An 18,198-nucleotide genomic window follows, 5' to 3' on the forward strand; every position below is an offset into this window, starting at 1 on the left:
AAACCGCTGCGCCGCCTTTTGGCGTTTCTATTCTGCTTTGCCGCTTGGTTCCGTGGCTGCCGTACCGTGCGCTTCGGCAACGCACGCGGCCGAATCGGCCCGGGCAGCCTGGATTTTCCTTACTTCTGCTTTGCAGCCAAGTCCGCCAGCGCGTCCTTGCGGGACAGATTGATGCGTCCCTGCTGGTCGATCTCGGTGACCTTTACCAGAAGCTCGTCGCCCACAGCCACGACATCTTCCACCTTCTCCACGCGCTTGGTGTCCAGCTTGGAGATATGCACCAGGCCCTCTTTGCCCGGGGCGATCTCTACGAACGCGCCGAACGTCATCAGGCGGGTGACCTTGCCCTTATAGATGGCGCCGATCTCCGGGTCCTCCACAATGGTCTTGATGGTGTGCATGGCGCGCTCCGCGTCCGCGATGTCGATGGCGGAGATGAATACGCTGCCGTCTTCCTCGATGTCGATCTTCGCGTTGCAGTTGGCGCAGATCTCCTGAATGACCTTGCCGCCCTTGCCGATGACGTCGCGGATCTTATCCACATCGATCTTCATGGACAGCATCTTGGGCGCGTACTTGGAAAGCTCCGCGCGCGGCTCGGCGATGACCGGGGCCATGATCTCGTCCAGGATATACAGGCGCGCCTTGCGGCATTTCTCAAAGGCTTCCTCGATGATCTCGTAAGTCAGCCCGTCTACCTTCATATCCATCTGGATGGCCGTAATGCCGTCGCGTGTGCCGCCCACCTTGAAGTCCATATCGCCGTGGAAGTCCTCCACACCCTGAATGTCCAGCATGGTCATCCAGCGGTCGCCCTCGGTGATGAGGCCGCAGGAGATGCCCGCGACGGGTTTTTTGATGGGAACACCCGCGTCCATCAGCGCCAGCGTGGAGCCGCAGATGGACGCCTGGCTGGTGGAGCCGTTGGAGCTGAGCACCTCGGACACGCCGCGGATGGCGTACGGGAACTCCTCAACACTGGGCAGCACGGGCAGCAGGGCGCGCTCGGCAAGAGCGCCGTGGCCGATCTCGCGGCGGCCCGGGCTGCGGGGCGCACGCGCCTCGCCCACGGAATAGGGCGGGAAATTATAGTGGTGCATATACCGCTTCGTGGGCTCCAGGGAAATGTCGTCCATGATCTGCGCGTCCCGCAGGCCGGACAGCGTGACAGCCGTCAGCACCTGTGTCTGGCCGCGGGTGAACATGCCGGAGCCGTGTACGCGGGGCAGCAAGCCCACTTCGGCGGCCAGCGGGCGGATCTCGTTGATGCCGCGGCCGTCCACGCGCTTACCCTCGTCCAGCAGCCAGCGGCGCACCACGAACTTCTGCATCTTGTACATCAGTTCCTCAATGGTCGCAGCGCCCCACTGCTCGGCGTATTTCTCCTCCAGCTCGTTGCGGATGGGGAGCAGCCGCGCGTCGCGCACGGTCTTGTCGTCGGTGTCCATGGCCGCCTTGAAAGCGTCCAGATAATCCCGCTTCACTTCCTCCAGCAGGTCGTGGTCCAACTCCATGGACTGGAACTCGATTTTGGGTTTGCCGATCTCAGCCACGATGCCGTTGATGAAGGTGATAATCTTCTGGATCTCGGCGTCGCCGGTCTTGATGGCTTTCAGCATGGTGGCTTCGTCCACCTCGTTGGCGCCGGCCTCGATCATGACGATCTTTTCGGCGCTGGCGGCAACGGTAAGCTGCAGGTCGCTTGCTTCACGCTGCTTTTCGGTGGGGTTCACCACCAGCTCGCCGTCCACAAGGCCCATGAACACGCCCGCGATGGGTCCTTTCCAGGGAATGTCGGAGATGGAAAGCGCAATGGACGTGCCGATCATGCCCGCGATTTCGGGGCTGCAGTCCTGGTCCACGCTCATAACGGTCATCACCACAGAGACGTCGTTCCGCATGTCCTTGGGAAACAGTGGACGGATGGGACGGTCCACAACACGGCTCGTCAGCACGGCCTTTTCGCCGGGACGGCCCTCGCGGCGCATGAAGCTGCCGGGGATGCGGCCCACGGAATACAGCTTTTCTTCAAAGTCCACCGAAAGGGGGAAGAAGTCGATGCCGTCGCGGGGCTTGTCGCTCATGGTGACGTTGCACAGCACGGCGGTCTCGCCGTAGCGCACCAGGCAGCTGCCGTTGGAAAGGCCGCACATCTTGCCCGTCTCCACAACGAACGGGCGGCCTGCCAGCTCGGTTTCAAACACTTTGTACTTGGGGAACGTTTCTTTTTTGGATGCAAATTCGAGTGCCATTGTATACCTCCTGTTTTTTCACAGGACGGGCGGTGTTTTAGCAATAAAGCCAGTGCTCTCCCGGCGGGAAAGCCCTCGATTCATTGCTAACAACACGCGGATGCCGCCCTGCGGTTTTCTTTTGAAGTCCCCCGCGGGGGACGCGGTAAAAACACGGAAAGGCAGACGGCAAACGCCGCCTGCCTTTTCGGATTTTCTTACTTGCGCAGGCCCAGCTTGGCGATCAGGGCGCGGTAGCGCTCGATGTCCTTCTTCTGCAGATAAGCCAGCAGGTTACGGCGCTGGCCGACCATCTTCAGCAGACCGCGGTAGCTGTGCTTGTCGTTTTTATTGGCCTTCAGGTGTTCATTCAGGTGGTTGATGCGCGCGGTGAGCAGCGCGACCTGAACCTCGGGGGAACCCGTGTCCGTCTCGTGTACGCGGGCGGAAGCGATGATGTCCTGTTTGTTTTCCATGGTTTCTTTCTCCTCTTTTTTATGATTTGCCGCAGACGCAGTGTCGGTAGACCATCGAGGGATGCGCCGGACACCGGGCCTGGGTAGGCTTGCAGCCCATAATAAGGCAGCCTAAACAGTATAACACAACGCACACGCAAAAACAAGGCGTTTTGCCAAGTTTTGTGCGGCTTATAACAACGGAGGCTCATTTCTCCCGCCACTCCCGCGCGGCCTGCGCGGCGCGGCCCACCATGGCCGAAAGCTCCTCCAGCGTACCGAATTTCTGCGTGGGCCACAAAAAACGGCAGAAGCGCACCGGCACTCTGTCGCCGTAGATATCGCCGGAAAAATCCGGGATAAACGTCTCGCAGGTAACGCCGTCGCCGTTCACCGTGGGGCGCGTGCCCAAGCCCGTAGCACTGGGCCGCCACACGCCGTCCAGCAGGACCCGCGTTACATATACGCCCTGCCGGGGAAGCAGCATCCAATCGGGATAGATCTGGTTGATGGTGGGAAAGCCCAACGCAGTCCCCAGCCGCTTGCCGTGACGTACGGGAAGGTCGATGCAGTAAGGCTCCCCCAGCATGGCGCCCGCAGTTTCCACATCGCCCGCCTCCAGGCAGGCGCGGATGCGGGACGATGAAACAGGCGCGCCCTCCCGCTGTACCATGGGCACGATCTCCACCGAAATTCCCGCGGCCGCGCACAGACGGCGCAGCATGTCCACATTGCCCGCCTTGCGGCTGCCGAACGTGAAGTTATCCCCGCAGAAAACAGCCTTCGCGCCGAAACGCACAGCCAGCACGTCGTGGACGAACGCCTCCGGCGAAAGCGTGCAGAATTCCTCAAAGGGCGGACGCACATAATGCTCCACGCCCATGGCGGCAATGCGCCGCGCCTTTTCCTCCGGCGTAAGGATGGCCCTGCCTTTTACAGCCCGGTCCAGCGGCGGTGCAAAGGTGAACACGGCGGACGTGCAGCCCCGCTCCCGCGCAGCTTCCACCGTGCGCGCCAGCACACGGCGGTGCCCCAGGTGCACGCCGTCAAAATAGCCAAGGGCCACACAGGCGCCCGTGCCGCCCTCTATCGTCGCAAGAGTATCGTAGCAGTGCAAACGCACACCTCCCGTTTTTCAATGCGGGCCGTTCCCTGCTCGGGATAAAAGGCCCCAAAAGCGAACGCCGCGCGCAGCGGCCCCGGCGGGGCGCGTCACGCGCGTTCGCAAAACAGTTTTTCCACAGTCAGGATGTGCTTTTCCACCCGGCACACCCCCAGAAATTCCCCCTCGCACAGCGCGCGGTAGCGCCCGTCCCGGGCCGGGAACCGGTAAGTAGGCGCACCATTCAGCAGGCGGCGGCGCGTCTCCTCGTTCACCTCTACGGCGGGCAGACAGGTGAAAACGCTTTCCACGCTCAGCAGCAGGCTCTCCAGCGTACCGGCCTCCCGGGCGCGCTGCAGCTCATCCAGCGTATACGCCATTTCCAGCGTATAGGGGCCCGACGCCGTGCGGCGCAGCGCCGCCATGGTGGCGGGCACGCCCAACGCCCGGCCAATATCCTCCAGCAGCACGCGCACATAGGTGCCCTTGCTGCAGTGGATATTTAAAATATACTCGTTGGGTGCGGGGCTGCCCGCCAGCATAATGCTGTGCAGCGTGACGGGGCGCGGCGTGCGCTCCACGGTCTTCCCCGCGCGGGCCGCCTTGTACAGCGGTTGTCCGTTTACTTTCACGGCGGAGTACATGGGGGGCACCTGCTGCTGCGTACCCGTGAAGCGCGGCAGCACCGCGGCCACGGCGTCCAGGCCGATGTCCGCTGGAACAGCCGCCTGCTCCAGCGTTTCGCCGGTAACGTCGCCGGTGTCGGTGCGCCGGCCCAGCAGCATCGTGGCCGTGTACATTTTGTCGGCACGCTCCTGCATATCCACGGCTTTGGCCGCGCCGCCCACAAAAACGGGCAGCACGCCCGTGGCCATCGGGTCCAGCGTTCCGCCGTGCCCAATGCGCCGCGTACCGCAGATGCCGCGCAGCTTTGCCACTACGTCAAAGGAGGTAAAGCCCTCCGGTTTGTCGACAACTAGGATTCCTTGCATAACGCTTTTTCCACCTCGGTCAGCAGGGCGGCCTTGGCGTTGTCCAGACTGCCCAGCAGTTCGCATCCGGCGGCCTGCTTGTGGCCTCCGCCGCCCAGATGGGCGCAGATGGCGGAAGCGTCCACGCCTGTCACGGTGCGCACGCTCACCTTATAGCTGCCCGTGGGCTGCTGGCGGATGGTGATGCCGACCTCCACGCCCTCGATCATGCGGGGCAGGCTGGTGATACCCTCCAAATCGGTGCCGTCGGCGCCGGTCTCGGCGATCTGCTCTTTTGTAAGGTAGACCGTGGCGCACCGGCCGCCAAAGCTGTATTCCAGGCTTTCCAGCGCCAGGCGCTCAATGGCCAGACGGCTGCGGGATTTGCTCTCGAACAGGATGTTGTTGAGCTTAACGAGGCTTGCGCCCGCGGTGATGAGCTTTGCCGCGATCTCGTGGGTGCGGGCCGTGGTATTGGCAAACTTGAAGCAGCCGGTATCCGTGGACAGGCCCGTATACAGGCAGTCCGCGATGGTGGGCGTGATCTCGGTGCCGATGGCCGTCAGCAGCTCGTAAATGATCTCGGCTGTGGCGGCGGCGTCGCCGTCCAGCAGCATGCAGTCAGCATACCCTGAGTTGGAGGGATGGTGGTCGATGCACATGTCGATGCGGCGTGTATATTCCGCGATGGAATCGCCGAACAGCTGGATGCCCGCCACGTCCACGGCTACCGTGTAGCCGGGCGTGAACTGGCCTGTGTACAGGCCGATGTCCATATAATCATACCGGGACGGGATGGGGTCCGCGCACAGCACGGCCACTGTTTTGCCCAGGCCCTTCAGCGCCCAGTACAGCGCGGCGGCGCTGCCGATGGTGTCGCCGTCCGGGTTTTTATGACAGATCAGCAGCACGTTTTCCGCTTTCAGCAGCCTGCTCAGCGCTGCCGCGATGTCTAAAATCTCGCTCATAAACTCTCCTCATTCATCGCTTTTGGGGATAGCCCCGCCGAGCGCGTCAGCGCTCTTCCCGCTCCAGCCCCGCGATCAATTCATTGATGTGCGCCGCATACTTCGCGCCGTCGTCCGCCACGAAGCGGAATTCCGGCGCCTTGCGGATGTGCATGCGCTTTGCGATCTCGCTGCGCACATGGCCCGCGGCGCGGTTCAGCGCGCCCACGGCTTCGGCCGTTGCGTTTTCCTCGCCCATCTTGCTCACGTGCACCTTGGCCGTGGACAGATCCGGCGCGACCTCCACGCGCATCACCGTCAGGAAGCCCTGCACGCGGGGGTCTTTCATCCCCCCGATGATGGCGATCAGCTCGCGCTTCATGTCCTCGGACAGGCGCGCCATATTTTTGCTCTGCGGCATAGTGTCTCCTTTCAAACGGAACGTTCCGTTCAGTCGCGGTATTCCTCCATGATGAAGGCCTCGAAGATATCGCCCTCCTTGATGTCGGAGAACTTGTCAAGGCCGATACCGCACTCGTAGCCCTGGGCAACTTCCTTCACGTCGTCCTTGAAGCGGCGCAGGCTGTCGATCTCGTCCTCGGTGATGACGATGCCGTCGCGCACCAGTCGGATCTTCGCGGCACGCGTTACCTTGCCCTCCAGCACGTAGCAGCCGGCAATGGTGCCCGCGGAAGATATCTTGAACACGCTGCGCACCTCGGCGCGGCCCAGCTCCACCTCGCGGAACTTGGGCGCCAGCATGCCCTTCATGGCGTCGGTGACATCGTTGATGGCGTCGTAGATGACGCGGTACATGCGCAGCTCCACCTCGGCCTGGGCGGCTTCCTCCTTGGCAACGGGGTCCGGACGGACATTGAAGCCGATGATGATGGCATTGCCCGCGTTGGCAAGCATGACGTCGGATTTGTTGATGGCGCCTACGCCCGCATGGATGACGCGCACGCGCACCTCGTCGTTGGAGATCTTTTCAAGGCTCTGTTTTACGGCCTCGGCGCTGCCCTGCACGTCGGCCTTGACAATGATGGCAAGCTCCTTGCGTTCGCCCTCGGCGATCTGGCTGAACAGGTTATCCAGCGTGACCTTCTTGTATGCGCTGAACTGCTGTTCCTTCTGCTCGGCAGCACGGCGGTCGGCCAGCTCACGGGCCAGCTTCTCGTCTTCTACGGCGTCGAACAGATCGCCCGCCGCAGGCACCTCCGTCAGGCCCGTGATCTCCACCGGCATGGAGGGACCGGCCTCCTTGAGGATGGCGCCCTGGTCGTCGCGCATGACGCGCACACGGCCCACGGACGTACCCGCGATGACCACATCGCCCTGATGCAGCGTGCCCTTCTGGACGAGGATCGTGGCCACGGGGCCCTGCCCCTTGTCCAGACGCGCCTCGATAACGGCGCCCTTGGCGCGGCGGTGGGGGTTCGCTTTCAGTTCTTTGACCTCGGCCACCAGGTTGATGCTTTCCAGCAGGTCCTCGATGCCCTGGCCCGTCAGCGCGGACACAGGCACGCAGATGGTGTCGCCGCCCCATTCTTCAGGCACCAGCTCATACTGCGTGAGCTGCTCCATTACATGGTTGGGGTTGGCCGTGGGTTTATCCATCTTGTTGATGGCCACGATGATGGTAGTATTCGCCGCTTTGGCGTGATTGATCGATTCGACGGTCTGCGGCATGATGCCGTCGTCCGCGGCCACCACCAGCACGGCGATGTCCGTCAGGTTCGCGCCGCGGGCGCGCATGGATGTGAAAGCCTCATGGCCCGGAGTGTCCAGGAATGTGATGGGCTTGCCGTTCATCGTCACCTGATACGCGCCGATATGCTGCGTTATGCCGCCGGCCTCGCCCGCGGTAACGCGCGTTTTGCGGATGGCGTCCAGGATGGAGGTCTTGCCGTGGTCGACGTGGCCCATGACCACGACGACAGGCGGGCGCTCTTCCAGATCCTCGTCCTTATCCTCATCCACTTCGAACAGGCGTTCCTCGATGGTAACATGCACCTCGTGCTCTACCTTCGCGCCCAGCTCCTCGGCCACCAGGCTGGCGGTGTCGAAATCGACGACCTCGGAGATGGCTGCCATGATGCCCAGGCCCATCAGCTTTTTGATGACCTGCGCCACGTTCACCTTCAGGCGGCTGGCAAGCTCACCCACCGTGATCTCGTCGGGAATGGATACCTTCAGCTGCGCCTTACGAGCCTTTTCCAGCTGGATGCGCTGCAGGCGCTCGGCCTCTGTCTCGCGCTTTTTCTGGAACGGCTGCTGGCGGCGGTTGTTGCGGCCCGAGAACTTTTGTTTGTTGCCCGCGGGCGTGGGCTTGCGGCGGTTCTCCACATTTTTCGTGGAAGCCAGCTCGGTGTATTTTTCGTTGAACTTATCCAGATTCACGTCCGTGATGCGGGTATCCACCGTGACGGTGACGACCTCCCGCTTCTCAGGCGCGGGCTTGTTCTCCTTCTCGGGCTTGGCGGGGCGGATGCGCTCTTTGCGCTTGGCCGGGCCGGCCGCCACAACGGTGCCGTCGGCCTTTTTCAGGATATCCTTTTCCGCCACCTTGGGCGCGGGCGCGCTGGCAAGGTACGCGTCGAGGCTTGCCTCGGAATTTTTCTGCGTGTAATGCTCGAACACATGGTTCAGCTCGGCTTCTGTAAGGGGCGAGGTATGCTTTTTCGACTCGCCCAGCGTCTGATACAGAAAATCGATGAGCTCCTTATTCTGGACATTGAGGTCCTTTGCTACATCGCTGAGTTTGTATTTGATGACTACTGACATGGACGTTCCTCCTTCTGGTTGGCCGCTTGGGCAGCAAGGTTTTTGCGGCAGAGCTTTGCAAGCTCGGGGTCTGTTACGGCGAATACGCCGGTGGGTTTTTTGCTGATCTGTGCGAGGGCGAACTGGGTTTCGGGCAGGTCCGCCACCTCCACCCAATCCTCACAGAAGGCGCCGACGCGGCGGCGCGTGCCCTCCGAAAGGTCTCCGGCGCACAGCACCAGTTGTGCCTTCCCTTTGCCGACGCTGTCTTTTACGGCGTCGAAGCCCATCACCAGGGCCCCCGCCTTGCGGCAAAGAGAAAGTGCGAACAGGATATTACCCGGCATGCGTCTCTCCTTTTTGCGCCCCGGCCTTCTCGATCTCGGCGGCCATGGCGTCGTAAATTTCTTCCGGGATGCTCACCTCCAGCGCGCGGGCGATGCGCCCGGCTTTGCGCGCTTTGGCAAGACATGCCGCGCTGGGGCACACGTATGCGCCGCGCCCGGGCTTTTTGCCCGTCAGGTCCAGCGAAACCGTGCCGTCCCCCGCACGCACCACGCGCACCAGTTCCTTTTTCGGTTTGCTTTCGCCGCAGCCGTTGCAGCGGCGAAGGGGTATCTTTTTTGGCGTCATACATGTCTCCTTTTCCAAGTCCCGTCCGGCCGTTATTCCTCGGCGGCGGGCTCCGGCGTTTTCTTCATGGGCGGCTCCTCGCCATAATAACCGCTCTCGGGGCGGATGTCGATGTTATAGCCCGTCAGGCGCGCGCACAGGCGCGCGTTCTGGCCCTTGTTGCCGATGGCCAGCGAAAGCTGGTGATCCGGCACGGTGACGCGGCAGGATTTGGTATCGCCCTCCAGCAGCTCCACGCCCACGACGGTGGCGGGGCTGAGCGCCGCGCTGATGAACTGGGCAGGGTCCTCGCTCCAGCGGACGATGTCGATCTTTTCACCGCCCAGCTCCTCGACGATGTTGGCCACGCGCTGGCCGCGGGGGCCGATGCACGCGCCCACGGGGTCCACGTTTTCATCCTTGCTCCAGACGGCCATTTTCGTGCGGGCGCCGGCCTCGCGGCTGATGGCTTTGATCTCGACGGTGCCGTCGAAGATCTCAGGCACCTCCATCTCGAACATGCGCTTGACAAGGCCGGGATGCGTGCGGCTGATCATCATGCGCGGGCCGCGCTCGGTCTCCATAACATCCACAACATATACCTTGACATGCTGGCCCTCGCGCAGCTCCTCACCGGCGACCTGCTCGTTGCGGGGCAGCGTGGCCACGCCGCCCTTGCCCAGCTCCAGCGTCACAATGCCCTTGACCGGTTCGATGTTGGTGACGACGGCGGAGATGATCTCATGGGCCTTGCTCTGCATCTCGGCGTACATCTGGCTGCGCTCGGCCTCCTTGAGGCCTTGGCGGATGACGTGCTTAGCCGTCTGCGCGGCGATGCGCCCGAAGTCCTTTGTCTTGAGAGGGATGGCGTATTCATCGCCCGCCTTGCAGCTTTTCTTTTTCTGCTGGGCCTCCTCCAGAGAGATCTCGGTAGCGGGGTCCTCCACTTCCTCGACGACGGTCTTAAGCAGCGAAACGCTGAATTTGCCCTGGTCCGGCTCGATGACGACGGACACGTTTTCATCCTCGACCTCGTAGTCCTTCTTCACGGCGATCACGATGGCGTTTTTGATTTTTTCCAGCAGGTAATCGGCGGGCAGGCCGCGTTCCTTTTCCAGCATGGCCAATGCTTCAAAAAATTCTGCGTTCATTTTTTCCAATCATCCATTCTATATAATATTTACATTCATCCTATGCGTCAAAACAGGTCTTCATCGTCGCACAATTTGAAGTAGCTCGCTTCTTTTTCCTCGATAACCGTCTCGGAGCCGTCGTCCAGCAGCAGCGTGACGCGCGCGCCGTCCTTGCCCTGCAGGATGCCCGCCACGTCCTTTTCCCCCGCGGCCGTTGCGCGGATGAGATGCGCGGCCACCCTGCGGCCCCGCATTGCCTCAAAGTGGACGTCCCTGGTGAGTTTGCGGCCCAGGCCCGGGCTGCCCACCTCCATAAAATAGCTTTGGTCGATGGGGTCCGCCGCGTCGATGACGGGGTTGATGGCGCGCGTGGCTTCCTCACAGGCGTTGAGGTCCAGCGGCTCATCTCTGTCGATATAGATCCGCAGGAACCAGTCCGGCCCTTCCTTTTCAAAGCGCACATCCCACAGGCGCATGCCGAGCTGCTCGAGCACCGGCATGACCAGCGCCTCCACTGTCCCGACGGTGCCGCCGCCTTTGCCTTTTGCCATCAAAAACCTCCAAACAAACAGGAAAGAGCGGACCTCTGCGGCCCACTCTTTCATAAGTTTACTATCGTACATTAGTTATATTACCACAGAAAACCGGATTATGCAAGACCTGTTATCAAGCTGTAACCGATTTTGACCGCCGGCCAATTCTCTTTTGCGAAACAGTTTGCGCCAATTAGTATATTTGACTAATAAAATTACGAATCGTATATTTTGTGCTGCCATCAAAGCCGGTCACCGTATCCGCACACAGCATGGCGCGCAGCACGGCTTCTTCCGTGGCCTCTCCCATGGCCCGAAACACCGCGTCTATCCGGCCCTCGTGCAGCACCGTGCAGGGCAGCACCGCGCGGGCGCTTTCATGAGGCACGCGGTTCGTTGTGGAAAAGCCTAAAAACACCTCGCCGCTGCCGTGGCCGATGTAGCTGCCCAGCCGCGCCAGCCCCACGGACGCCCGTTTTACCACGCGCTCCAGCTGCCGGGCGCAGAGAGGCAGGTCTGTCGCCATCACAACAATACAGCTGCCCTTGTCCTGCTGCTGTTCCGGCGCGCTTTCCAAATGCGCCGCGATTTTGGCGCCGACGCTTTTCCCGCCGATGCACAGATCCTCCAGCCTGCCGTGGTTTGCAAGCGCCAGCACGCCCAGGGTATAACGCGCGCCGTCCAGCTCCACAATGCGGCTGGCGCTGCCGATGCCGCCTTTCAGGCCGTGGCACACCATGCCTTTGCCCGCGCCCACATCGCCTTCCTCAAAATCGGCCCGCGCGTTTTCAATGGCCGCAAACACATGTTCCTGCCGCACCGCGCGGCGGGCAATGTCGTTCAGCCCACCGTCGTTGCACTCTGCCACCACAGGGTTCACACTGCGCAGCGCCGTGCCGCTTTGGGCACAGCGCCCCACCATATATTCCACCATTGCGTCGTACACCAGACCGACATTCAGTGTGTTCGTCAGTGCGATGGGTGTTTCCAGCGTGCCCAGCTCGCCGATCTGTACCAGTCCCGCGGTTTTGCCGAAGCCGTTGAGCACACAGGCCGCGGCGGGCAGCTTTTGGGCAAACATGTCGTCCGCACAGGGCATCACCACCGTCACACCCGTTTTTTGCGTCTGTGTATCGACGGTGCAGTGGCCCACCGTCACACCCGGTACATCGGAGATCTTTCCCAGCGGCCCGCTGGGCAGGGTCCCCACTGAAATGCCGTAATCTGAAAGCTTTGCCTGTGTCGCCATGGTATCCGCTCCCTTTCCGCTCAAAAGCGGCCGCACGGGAACCCTCCCGCGCGGCCGCTTTTACCGTTCCTGTTCGGCACGGGCGGCATCCCGCCGCGCATTATTATTTTGCCGTATTGATGAAATGCCGGTTGTCCCAAAGATATTTTACCCCGGAAATGAGCGTGACAGCCGCCACCACCCAGCACAGCACATAGCTGATGACCTGCGTGGCAAACACGCTGCGCCCCGGGTGCGCGGAAAACGCGGCCTCCGCCGCATAACCAAAGTAATAAAAACAAATGGTGAGCATTTGCAGCGCGGTTTTCACCTTGCCCCACATATTGGCCGCGATGACCTTGCCGCCCGGCGCGCCCGCTGCAACCATCCGCAGGCCGGAGACCGCGAATTCCCGGGCCAGAATGATCGCCAGCACCACGGGGTCGCACACACCGTCCACCAGCATGTACAGGAATGCCGTCGTCGTCAGCAGCTTATCGGCCAGCGGGTCGGCAAATTTGCCGAAATCCGTCACCAAATTGTTTTTGCGCGCCAGGTGGCCGTCAAAGTAATCGGTAAGGCTCGCAGCGGCGAAAATAATGCCGGCCGCCAACATCCAGCGGTTGGCCGCGCACACCATAAACACGGGAATCAGCAGCACGCGCAGCATCGTCAGTTTATTGGGCAGGTTCATCGTTCAAAACTCCTTTTCGGCGCGCCGGAGAACGACGCGCGGACAATGGGTGTCCCCGCGGCGGCGTCAGCTTTCGGCCAAAGCCCCGTACAGGTCGTACACGTCGCTCTCCTCAATGGTCACCCGGTAAAACGCGCCGGGTTCCAGCGGTGTTTCGCTGCGCACACAGCATTCCGCGTCAATATCGGGGGCATCTGCGCGGGTGCGGCAGATATACAGGTCGTTTTCGTCGTCGTAGCCGTCGCAGATGACCTGCACGGTGCGGCCCACCTTTTCCTCCTGCCTGCGCGCCATCACGTTCGCCTGGATGTTCACGACGGCCTCGGCGCGCTGCTCGCGCAGCTCCTGCGGCAGCTGAGGCAGACCGGCCGCCACCGTGCCCTCTTCCTCGCTGTACGCAAAACAGCCCAAGCGGTCGAACGCATAATCCTTGACAAATTCGCACAATTCTTCGAACTGGGCCTGCGTCTCGCCCGGATATCCCGTGATGAGCGTGGTACGCAGCGTGATGTCCGGCATGGCAGCGCGCAGACGCGTCAGCGCGTCCAGCACCGTCTCCCGGTCGCCCCGGCGGTTCATGGCGCGCAGCATCTCGGAATTGATGTGCTGGATGGGCACGTCCAGATAATGCAGCACCTTTTCGTTGCGCGTCATGGCCGCGATAAACGCGTCGGTGATGCGCTCAGGATAAGCGTACAGCAGGCGGATCCACTCGATGCCCTCCACGGCGTTCAGCGCATCCAGAAGCTCCGCGATCTCCACCCGGCCGCGGTCCGCGCCGAAGGCCGTGATGTCCTGCGCCACAACGATGAGCTCTTTTACGCCTTCACCCGCCAGAAAGCGCGCTTCGGCCACAATATCCGGGATGGTACGGCTGCGCAGCGGGCCGCGGATGAGCGGGATGGCGCAGTAATGGCAGCGGTTGTTGCAGCCCTCAGCGATTTTTAAGTACGCGTAATGGCGCGGCGTGCTGATGACGCGCTTGCCGCCCAGCGGAAGGCTCTCTTTTGCACCGTAGCTCTCCACAGGCTGCGTGCCTGTCAGCCGCTCCAGAATGGAGCAGATGGCCGCGTTGGAGCCAAGGCCCACAACGGCGTCCACCTCCGGGATCTCTTTGACGATCTCATGCTGGTAACGCTGCGCCAGACAACCTGTTACGACCACCTTCAGCTCCGGCTTCTGTTCCTTATAGGAACAGGCCTCCAGAATGCTGTCGATGGCCTCCTGCTTGGCGCTTTCGATGAAGCCGCAGGTGTTCACGATGATGGCGTCGGCCTCGGAGAGGTCGGCGGTGGTGATATGGCCGCGCTCCAGCAGAGCGTGACACATCACGTCGGCATCCACCTGGTTTTTGGGACAGCCGAGGGAAATCAGTGCAATTACCATAATCGTCTCCCGTGTTAAAAATCAAAAGTGTACAGCGGACAAAAGTGCGCGGGCGTTTCCGCCGGGGCGCGACGGGTCATTCCCAGCTTCCGTCCTCGTCCGCCGTTTCACCGCACTGCTCCAGCGCCGCCCGGATGGCGCCGTAGCTGAACCCCCTGCGCGCCAGCGCGGCAATGACCTTATCACGTCCGCCCTCGCGCAGCCTGCGCCCATAGTTTTTCTCAATGAGCGCGCGGCAGGCCTGCGTCTCGTCGGGGGCAAGCTCGGCCAGCGCCGTGTCAACGGCATCCCGGTCAATGCCCTTCTCCGCCAGCCTGCGCCGGATCTCCCGTGGAGAGCGGTTCTGGTCCGCCAGATATTTTGCCCTGTGCCGGGCAAAATTTTCATCGTTTATCAAACCCAGCCGCTGCATTTCAGCCACGGCCGCAGCCGCCGAGCGGGCGTCGAATTTTCGGCACAGCTTGTCATACAGCTCACCCGATGCATGGTCGCGCAAAGAAAGATACCCGAGGGCCTTGTCCTTGGCCTTGCGGGTATCGCTCTGCTCTTTCAGGGCCTCCAGGGACGCGGCATCCAGCGCCGCGCCTTCCCTCACATGGTTTTTCACCATGGTTTCTCCGTCGATGGAAAACAGGAAATCCCCGTTTTCATCGAACAAGGAAAAGCGCCCCTGTTTTGTTTTTGCAATGCGGCTGATCGTCACTCGTCGTCTTCCACCATAATATCGATGCTGGCGCGCTTGGCGGGCGCAGCCGGAGCGGGCGCCTCCGCCTTGGCGGCGGGCTTCGCCACATCGGGCGCGTCGTCAATGGACGCCTTTTTTTTCGCGGCGGCGCCCTTTTTTCCCGCGTTCAATTTATCCGCGTTTTCGCGCACCTGCTTTTCAATCTCCGCGAACAGCTCGGGGTGTTCCTCCAAATAGATTTTGGTGTTGTCGCGGCCCTGGCCCAGGCGCGTTTCGCCATAGCCGAACCACGCGCCGCTCTTCTGGACAATACCCAGCTGCACGGCCAGATCCAGCAATTCGCCGGATTTGGAGATGCCCTCGCCGAACATGATATCGAAATACGCCTCGCGGAAAGGCGGAGCCACCTTGTTTTTAACCACCTTCGCCCGCGTGCGGCTGCCGATCACAGCACCGGAGGAATCCTTAAGCTGCTCGGTACGGCGCACGTCGATACGCACAGAGGAATAATATTTCAGCGCGTTGCCGCCGGCAGTCACCTCTGGATTGCCGTACACGATGCCCACCTTCAAACGCAGCTGGTTGATGAAGATGACGACGGTGCCCGTCTTGCCGATGATGCCCGTCAGCTTGCGCATGGCCTGGCTCATCAGGCGGGCCTGCAGGCCCACATGGGCGTCGCCCATTTCGCCCTCGATCTCGGCACGGGGCACCATGGCCGCCACGGAGTCCACGACCACACAGTCGATGGCGCCCGAGCGCACCAGCGCCTCGCAGATCTCCAGCGCCTGCTCGCCCGTGTCCGGCTGGCTGACGAGAAGGCTGTCGATATCAACACCCAGCGCCTTGGCGTACACAGGGTCCAGCGCGTGTTCCACGTCGATGAACGCAACCTCGCCGCCACCCTTCTGGGCCTCGGCGATGCAGTGCAGCGCCAGCGTCGTTTTGCCCGACGCTTCCGGTCCGTAGATCTCGACGATACGCCCGCGGGGCAGGCCGCCGATGCCCAGCGCCATGTCCAGCGAGATGCTGCCCGTGGAAATGGCGTCCACCTGCATGGTGACGTTCTGCCCCAGCTTCATCACGGCGCCTTTCCCGAACTGTTTTTCAATTTGTGCCAGCGCCGTTTCCAGCGCGCTTTTTTTATCACCCGCAGCCTTTTTGTCCGCCGCAGACTGTTTTTTCTCCGCCATAACGTCCCTCCATCCTGCGGGGCGGCCCAGCCTGCCCCGCTTTTCAAGTATAACGCGCAAACCGTCCTATAAAGGGGACATTTCGCGCATTGCTTCTTCATGATATGTGGAAATAGTATACCATGTTTCTAAGCTCATATTTCGCCGTTCGCCCATATTCACCAAAATCCACAGTATCTATGCCGCTAAACGCACGCTCACCTGCGGCCCGCATTTGTTAAACAGTCATAGGATACCGCGACGCCGCGCAGCGGCCTCAGCAAAACCGCACTCGCTGCGGTTTTGCACGGTTCAATGTTCCCGGGCCCATGCGCGCCAGCGCATCAGCGCATGCAATGCGCGTGGCCGCGGCAGCGGCGGGGTTGGGGTTATTATACCCCAAAAGCCGCTAAAATGCAATCGGACGGCGGGCCAGCACACAGCGTGGGTTGCCGCTCAAATCACTGCGGACAGACACATCCTCATATCCCGCAGAAAGGCACAGAGCACACACAGCGTCCGCCTGACGCCAGCCGATCTCCAGAATGAGACGGCCGCCCGGTTTGAGCGCGCCGAAATAAGCAGGCGCGATATGCTTGTAGAAGGCCAAGCCCCCGTCCGGGGCCTCCAGCGCCATGCGCGGCTCATGGAAAAGCTCCGGTTGCAGCCCGGCCATCTCCTCCGGCGCGATATACGGCGGGTTGGACACGATGACATCAAAGCTGCCCGGCGCGCATTCCTCCTGCCAGCGCAGAACATCCGCCTGCACCACACACAGCGGACAGCCGCAGGCCGCATTGTTGGCGCGCAGATAGGCCAGTGCGTCCGGTGAGAGCTCCACGGCCGTGACGCGCGCACCCGGCACATGCGTTGCCACCCCCAGCGCAATGGCTCCGGTGCCGCTGCACAGGTCCGCCACAGCAGCGCCCGGCCCAGCTTCACGCGCCGCTTCAATGGCCGCCTCTGCCACGGTCTCGGTGTCGGCCCGGGGGATCAGCACGCCCGGCCCCACCTTCAGCGTCAGGTCCAGAAAGTCCCATTCGCCGCACAGATATTGCAGCGGGAACCGCGCACACCGTTTTTCACACAGTGCGTCCAGCTTCTTCTGTTCAAAATCCGTCAGCGGCGCGCCGCCGGACAGCCGTGCGTCCCGCCCGGTGGCAAGCATGTAAAGCTGCGCGGCCTCGAACGCCGCGTCCGGGATGCCTGCGGCCTCCAGCCTGTCCCGCACTGCCGCCAGGGGCGTTACCATTTTCCGTCTTCGGGATTTTCCGGCAGGACCGGAAGCACCGCGGCGATGGCGCATTCGATCATGCCGTCGTCCGGTTCGCTGGTCGTGATGCGCTGCAGCCAGAGCCCCGGTGCGGACACCGCGCGGGTGAGCGGGTTATCGTACCGGCCGCAGAGCTTGATGATCTCATAGCTGACGCTCATCACGACAGGCAGAAGCAGCAGCTTAAGCGCAATGCGCAGCAGTGTGTTTTCGGTGGTGATCAGCGCGCCGGCCAAAATGCTGATGAGAATGACGATCAGCAGAAAGCTGGTGCCGCAGCGCGGATGGAAACGGGTACAGGGGCGCACGTTTTCGACGGTCAGCTCCCGGCCTGACTCATAACAGGCAATGGTCTTATGCTCCGCGCCATGGTAGCGGAACATGCGGGCAATCTCCTTCATGCGGCTGACCAGAGCCATGTAGCCCACCAGCATGACGAGCTTGAACACGCCCTCAATCAACGCGCGCCAGCCCCCCAGCGGCACGAACCGCGCCAGCAGCCCGGCCAGCGCAGTGGGCACCACCATAAACAGAACAAGCGCCAGAACGCCGCCCAGCACGGCCGCCACGGCCATGATGAAATTGGTTCCTTTGTCGCCGAATTTTTCGGCCACCCATTTGTCGAACTTTGTTTCCTCCAGGTCCGCGTCCTCTCCCATGGAGACTTCGGCGCTCTTCATAAGGCACTTGTAGCCCGAGACCAGGCTGTCGATAAAGTTGAATATTCCCCGCACGAAGGGCCATTTCTGCCAGGGATGCGTCCGGATGGGCGACACCTCGGTAAAAATCTCTCCGTCCGGCTGGCGCACAGCCACGCACATTTTCTGCGGGCCGCGCATCATCACGCCCTCCATAAGGGCCTGTCCGCCCACGCTCGTTTTAAAGCAGCAGGCTTTTTCATTTTTGTTGTTCAATCGGATTTCCTTTCTGCGGACGATGCATCAATAAATTATCCGCTCCCGGCCCAAAGGCCGGACAGCGTTTCACGGCGCGCGGGCAGGCCCGCGACGCCG

At 61.8% G+C, this 18,198-nt stretch carries 18 protein-coding genes; all 18 read right to left on the bottom strand.

The genetic code is table 11. The features are described from left to right. Positions 1-119 precede the first annotated feature (119 nt). Positions 120-2,252 carry a polyribonucleotide nucleotidyltransferase gene (locus TQ39_RS10505; RefSeq protein ID WP_009323883.1) on the bottom strand — a complete coding sequence of 711 codons (2,133 nt, stop codon included), beginning with the start codon at positions 2,250-2,252 and terminating at the stop codon, positions 120-122. Positions 2,253-2,449: 197 nt separating this feature from the next. Continuing rightward, on the bottom strand, positions 2,450-2,707 hold the full coding sequence (gene rpsO, locus TQ39_RS10510; RefSeq protein WP_009323882.1) for a 30S ribosomal protein S15: 258 nt from the start codon (positions 2,705-2,707) through the stop codon (positions 2,450-2,452). Positions 2,708-2,894: 187 nt separating this feature from the next. Further along, positions 2,895-3,803 (bottom strand): riboflavin biosynthesis protein RibF, encoded by a 909-nt coding sequence (ribF, locus tag TQ39_RS10515; RefSeq protein WP_009323881.1) that lies wholly within the window; start codon positions 3,801-3,803, stop codon positions 2,895-2,897. Between the two features lie 95 nt (positions 3,804-3,898). Next, positions 3,899-4,780 carry a tRNA pseudouridine(55) synthase TruB gene (truB, locus tag TQ39_RS10520; RefSeq protein WP_050005498.1) on the bottom strand — a complete coding sequence of 294 codons (882 nt, stop codon included), beginning with the start codon at positions 4,778-4,780 and terminating at the stop codon, positions 3,899-3,901. After that, positions 4,765-5,727, bottom strand: coding sequence for a DHH family phosphoesterase (locus TQ39_RS10525; RefSeq protein ID WP_009323879.1), 963 nt, complete (start codon positions 5,725-5,727; stop codon positions 4,765-4,767). Before TQ39_RS10525 ends, truB begins: the two co-directional genes overlap by 16 nt. A gap of 46 nt (positions 5,728-5,773) precedes the next feature. Next, positions 5,774-6,127, bottom strand: coding sequence for a 30S ribosome-binding factor RbfA (gene rbfA / locus TQ39_RS10530; RefSeq protein WP_009323878.1), 354 nt, complete (start codon positions 6,125-6,127; stop codon positions 5,774-5,776). A gap of 29 nt (positions 6,128-6,156) precedes the next feature. Next, the gene (infB, locus tag TQ39_RS10535) at positions 6,157-8,490 is read right to left on the bottom strand and encodes a translation initiation factor IF-2 (protein WP_009323877.1); all 2,334 of its coding nucleotides are present in this window, start codon (positions 8,488-8,490) and stop codon (positions 6,157-6,159) included. Then, entirely contained in the window at positions 8,481-8,816 is a 336-nt protein-coding gene (locus TQ39_RS10540; protein WP_050005499.1) for a L7Ae/L30e/S12e/Gadd45 family ribosomal protein, read from the bottom strand. The genes infB and TQ39_RS10540 overlap by 10 nt, the downstream gene beginning before the upstream one ends. Then, positions 8,806-9,102, bottom strand: coding sequence for an RNase P modulator RnpM (gene rnpM / locus TQ39_RS10545; RefSeq protein WP_009323875.1), 297 nt, complete (start codon positions 9,100-9,102; stop codon positions 8,806-8,808). The genes TQ39_RS10540 and rnpM overlap by 11 nt, the downstream gene beginning before the upstream one ends. A gap of 32 nt (positions 9,103-9,134) precedes the next feature. Next, positions 9,135-10,232, bottom strand: coding sequence for a transcription termination factor NusA (gene nusA / locus TQ39_RS10550; RefSeq protein ID WP_009323874.1), 1,098 nt, complete (start codon positions 10,230-10,232; stop codon positions 9,135-9,137). Positions 10,233-10,279: 47 nt separating this feature from the next. Further along, positions 10,280-10,765 (bottom strand): ribosome maturation factor RimP, encoded by a 486-nt coding sequence (rimP, locus tag TQ39_RS10555; protein ID WP_050005500.1) that lies wholly within the window; start codon positions 10,763-10,765, stop codon positions 10,280-10,282. A gap of 175 nt (positions 10,766-10,940) precedes the next feature. Further along, entirely contained in the window at positions 10,941-11,996 is a 1,056-nt protein-coding gene (locus TQ39_RS10560) for a DmpA family aminopeptidase (RefSeq protein WP_050005501.1), read from the bottom strand. Positions 11,997-12,099: 103 nt separating this feature from the next. After that, on the bottom strand, positions 12,100-12,669 hold the full coding sequence (gene pgsA, locus TQ39_RS10565; protein ID WP_050005502.1) for a CDP-diacylglycerol--glycerol-3-phosphate 3-phosphatidyltransferase: 570 nt from the start codon (positions 12,667-12,669) through the stop codon (positions 12,100-12,102). Between the two features lie 66 nt (positions 12,670-12,735). Beyond that, positions 12,736-14,055 (bottom strand): 30S ribosomal protein S12 methylthiotransferase RimO, encoded by a 1,320-nt coding sequence (gene rimO, locus TQ39_RS10570; protein WP_050005503.1) that lies wholly within the window; start codon positions 14,053-14,055, stop codon positions 12,736-12,738. Positions 14,056-14,131: 76 nt separating this feature from the next. Beyond that, positions 14,132-14,758, bottom strand: a complete 627-nt coding sequence (locus TQ39_RS10575; protein WP_009323869.1) for a regulatory protein RecX — start codon at positions 14,756-14,758, stop codon at positions 14,132-14,134. Then, a complete protein-coding gene (gene recA, locus TQ39_RS10580; RefSeq protein ID WP_009323868.1) occupies positions 14,755-15,933 on the bottom strand; it encodes a recombinase RecA in 1,179 nt (392 codons plus the stop codon). Before recA ends, TQ39_RS10575 begins: the two co-directional genes overlap by 4 nt. Before the next feature lie 388 nt (positions 15,934-16,321). Then, positions 16,322-17,164 (bottom strand): peptide chain release factor N(5)-glutamine methyltransferase, encoded by an 843-nt coding sequence (prmC, locus tag TQ39_RS10585; RefSeq protein ID WP_050005504.1) that lies wholly within the window; start codon positions 17,162-17,164, stop codon positions 16,322-16,324. Then, positions 17,158-18,099: a DUF1385 domain-containing protein gene (locus TQ39_RS10590; RefSeq protein WP_050005505.1), complete on the bottom strand. Its 942-nt coding sequence runs from the start codon at positions 18,097-18,099 to the stop codon at positions 17,158-17,160. The genes prmC and TQ39_RS10590 overlap by 7 nt, the downstream gene beginning before the upstream one ends. Positions 18,100-18,198: the final 99 nt, after the last annotated feature.

The organism is Ruthenibacterium lactatiformans (assembly GCF_000949455.1).
In the GTDB taxonomy this organism is placed as follows: domain Bacteria; phylum Bacillota; class Clostridia; order Oscillospirales; family Ruminococcaceae; genus Ruthenibacterium; species Ruthenibacterium lactatiformans.

Excerpts from the sequence above, each read along its gene's own strand:
- pgsA (WP_050005502.1), bottom strand. The coding sequence starts at position 12,669 with ATGAACCTGCCCAATAAACTGACGATGCTGCGCGTGCTGCTGATTCCC.
- prmC (WP_050005504.1), bottom strand. The coding sequence starts at position 17,164 with ATGGTAACGCCCCTGGCGGCAGTGCGGGACAGGCTGGAGGCCGCAGGC.
- rbfA (WP_009323878.1), bottom strand. The coding sequence starts at position 6,127 with ATGCCGCAGAGCAAAAATATGGCGCGCCTGTCCGAGGACATGAAGCGC.
- truB (WP_050005498.1), bottom strand. The coding sequence starts at position 4,780 with ATGCAAGGAATCCTAGTTGTCGACAAACCGGAGGGCTTTACCTCCTTT.
- rimO (WP_050005503.1), bottom strand. The coding sequence starts at position 14,055 with ATGGTAATTGCACTGATTTCCCTCGGCTGTCCCAAAAACCAGGTGGAT.
- nusA (WP_009323874.1), bottom strand. The coding sequence starts at position 10,232 with ATGAACGCAGAATTTTTTGAAGCATTGGCCATGCTGGAAAAGGAACGC.
- TQ39_RS10540 (WP_050005499.1), bottom strand. The coding sequence starts at position 8,816 with ATGCCGGGTAATATCCTGTTCGCACTTTCTCTTTGCCGCAAGGCGGGG.
- TQ39_RS10525 (WP_009323879.1), bottom strand. The coding sequence starts at position 5,727 with ATGAGCGAGATTTTAGACATCGCGGCAGCGCTGAGCAGGCTGCTGAAA.
- rnpM (WP_009323875.1), bottom strand. The coding sequence starts at position 9,102 with ATGACGCCAAAAAAGATACCCCTTCGCCGCTGCAACGGCTGCGGCGAA.
- TQ39_RS10505 (WP_009323883.1), bottom strand. The coding sequence starts at position 2,252 with ATGGCACTCGAATTTGCATCCAAAAAAGAAACGTTCCCCAAGTACAAA.
- rimP (WP_050005500.1), bottom strand. The coding sequence starts at position 10,765 with ATGGCAAAAGGCAAAGGCGGCGGCACCGTCGGGACAGTGGAGGCGCTG.
- recA (WP_009323868.1), bottom strand. The coding sequence starts at position 15,933 with ATGGCGGAGAAAAAACAGTCTGCGGCGGACAAAAAGGCTGCGGGTGAT.
- infB (WP_009323877.1), bottom strand. The coding sequence starts at position 8,490 with ATGTCAGTAGTCATCAAATACAAACTCAGCGATGTAGCAAAGGACCTC.
- TQ39_RS10560 (WP_050005501.1), bottom strand. The coding sequence starts at position 11,996 with ATGGCGACACAGGCAAAGCTTTCAGATTACGGCATTTCAGTGGGGACC.
- rpsO (WP_009323882.1), bottom strand. The coding sequence starts at position 2,707 with ATGGAAAACAAACAGGACATCATCGCTTCCGCCCGCGTACACGAGACG.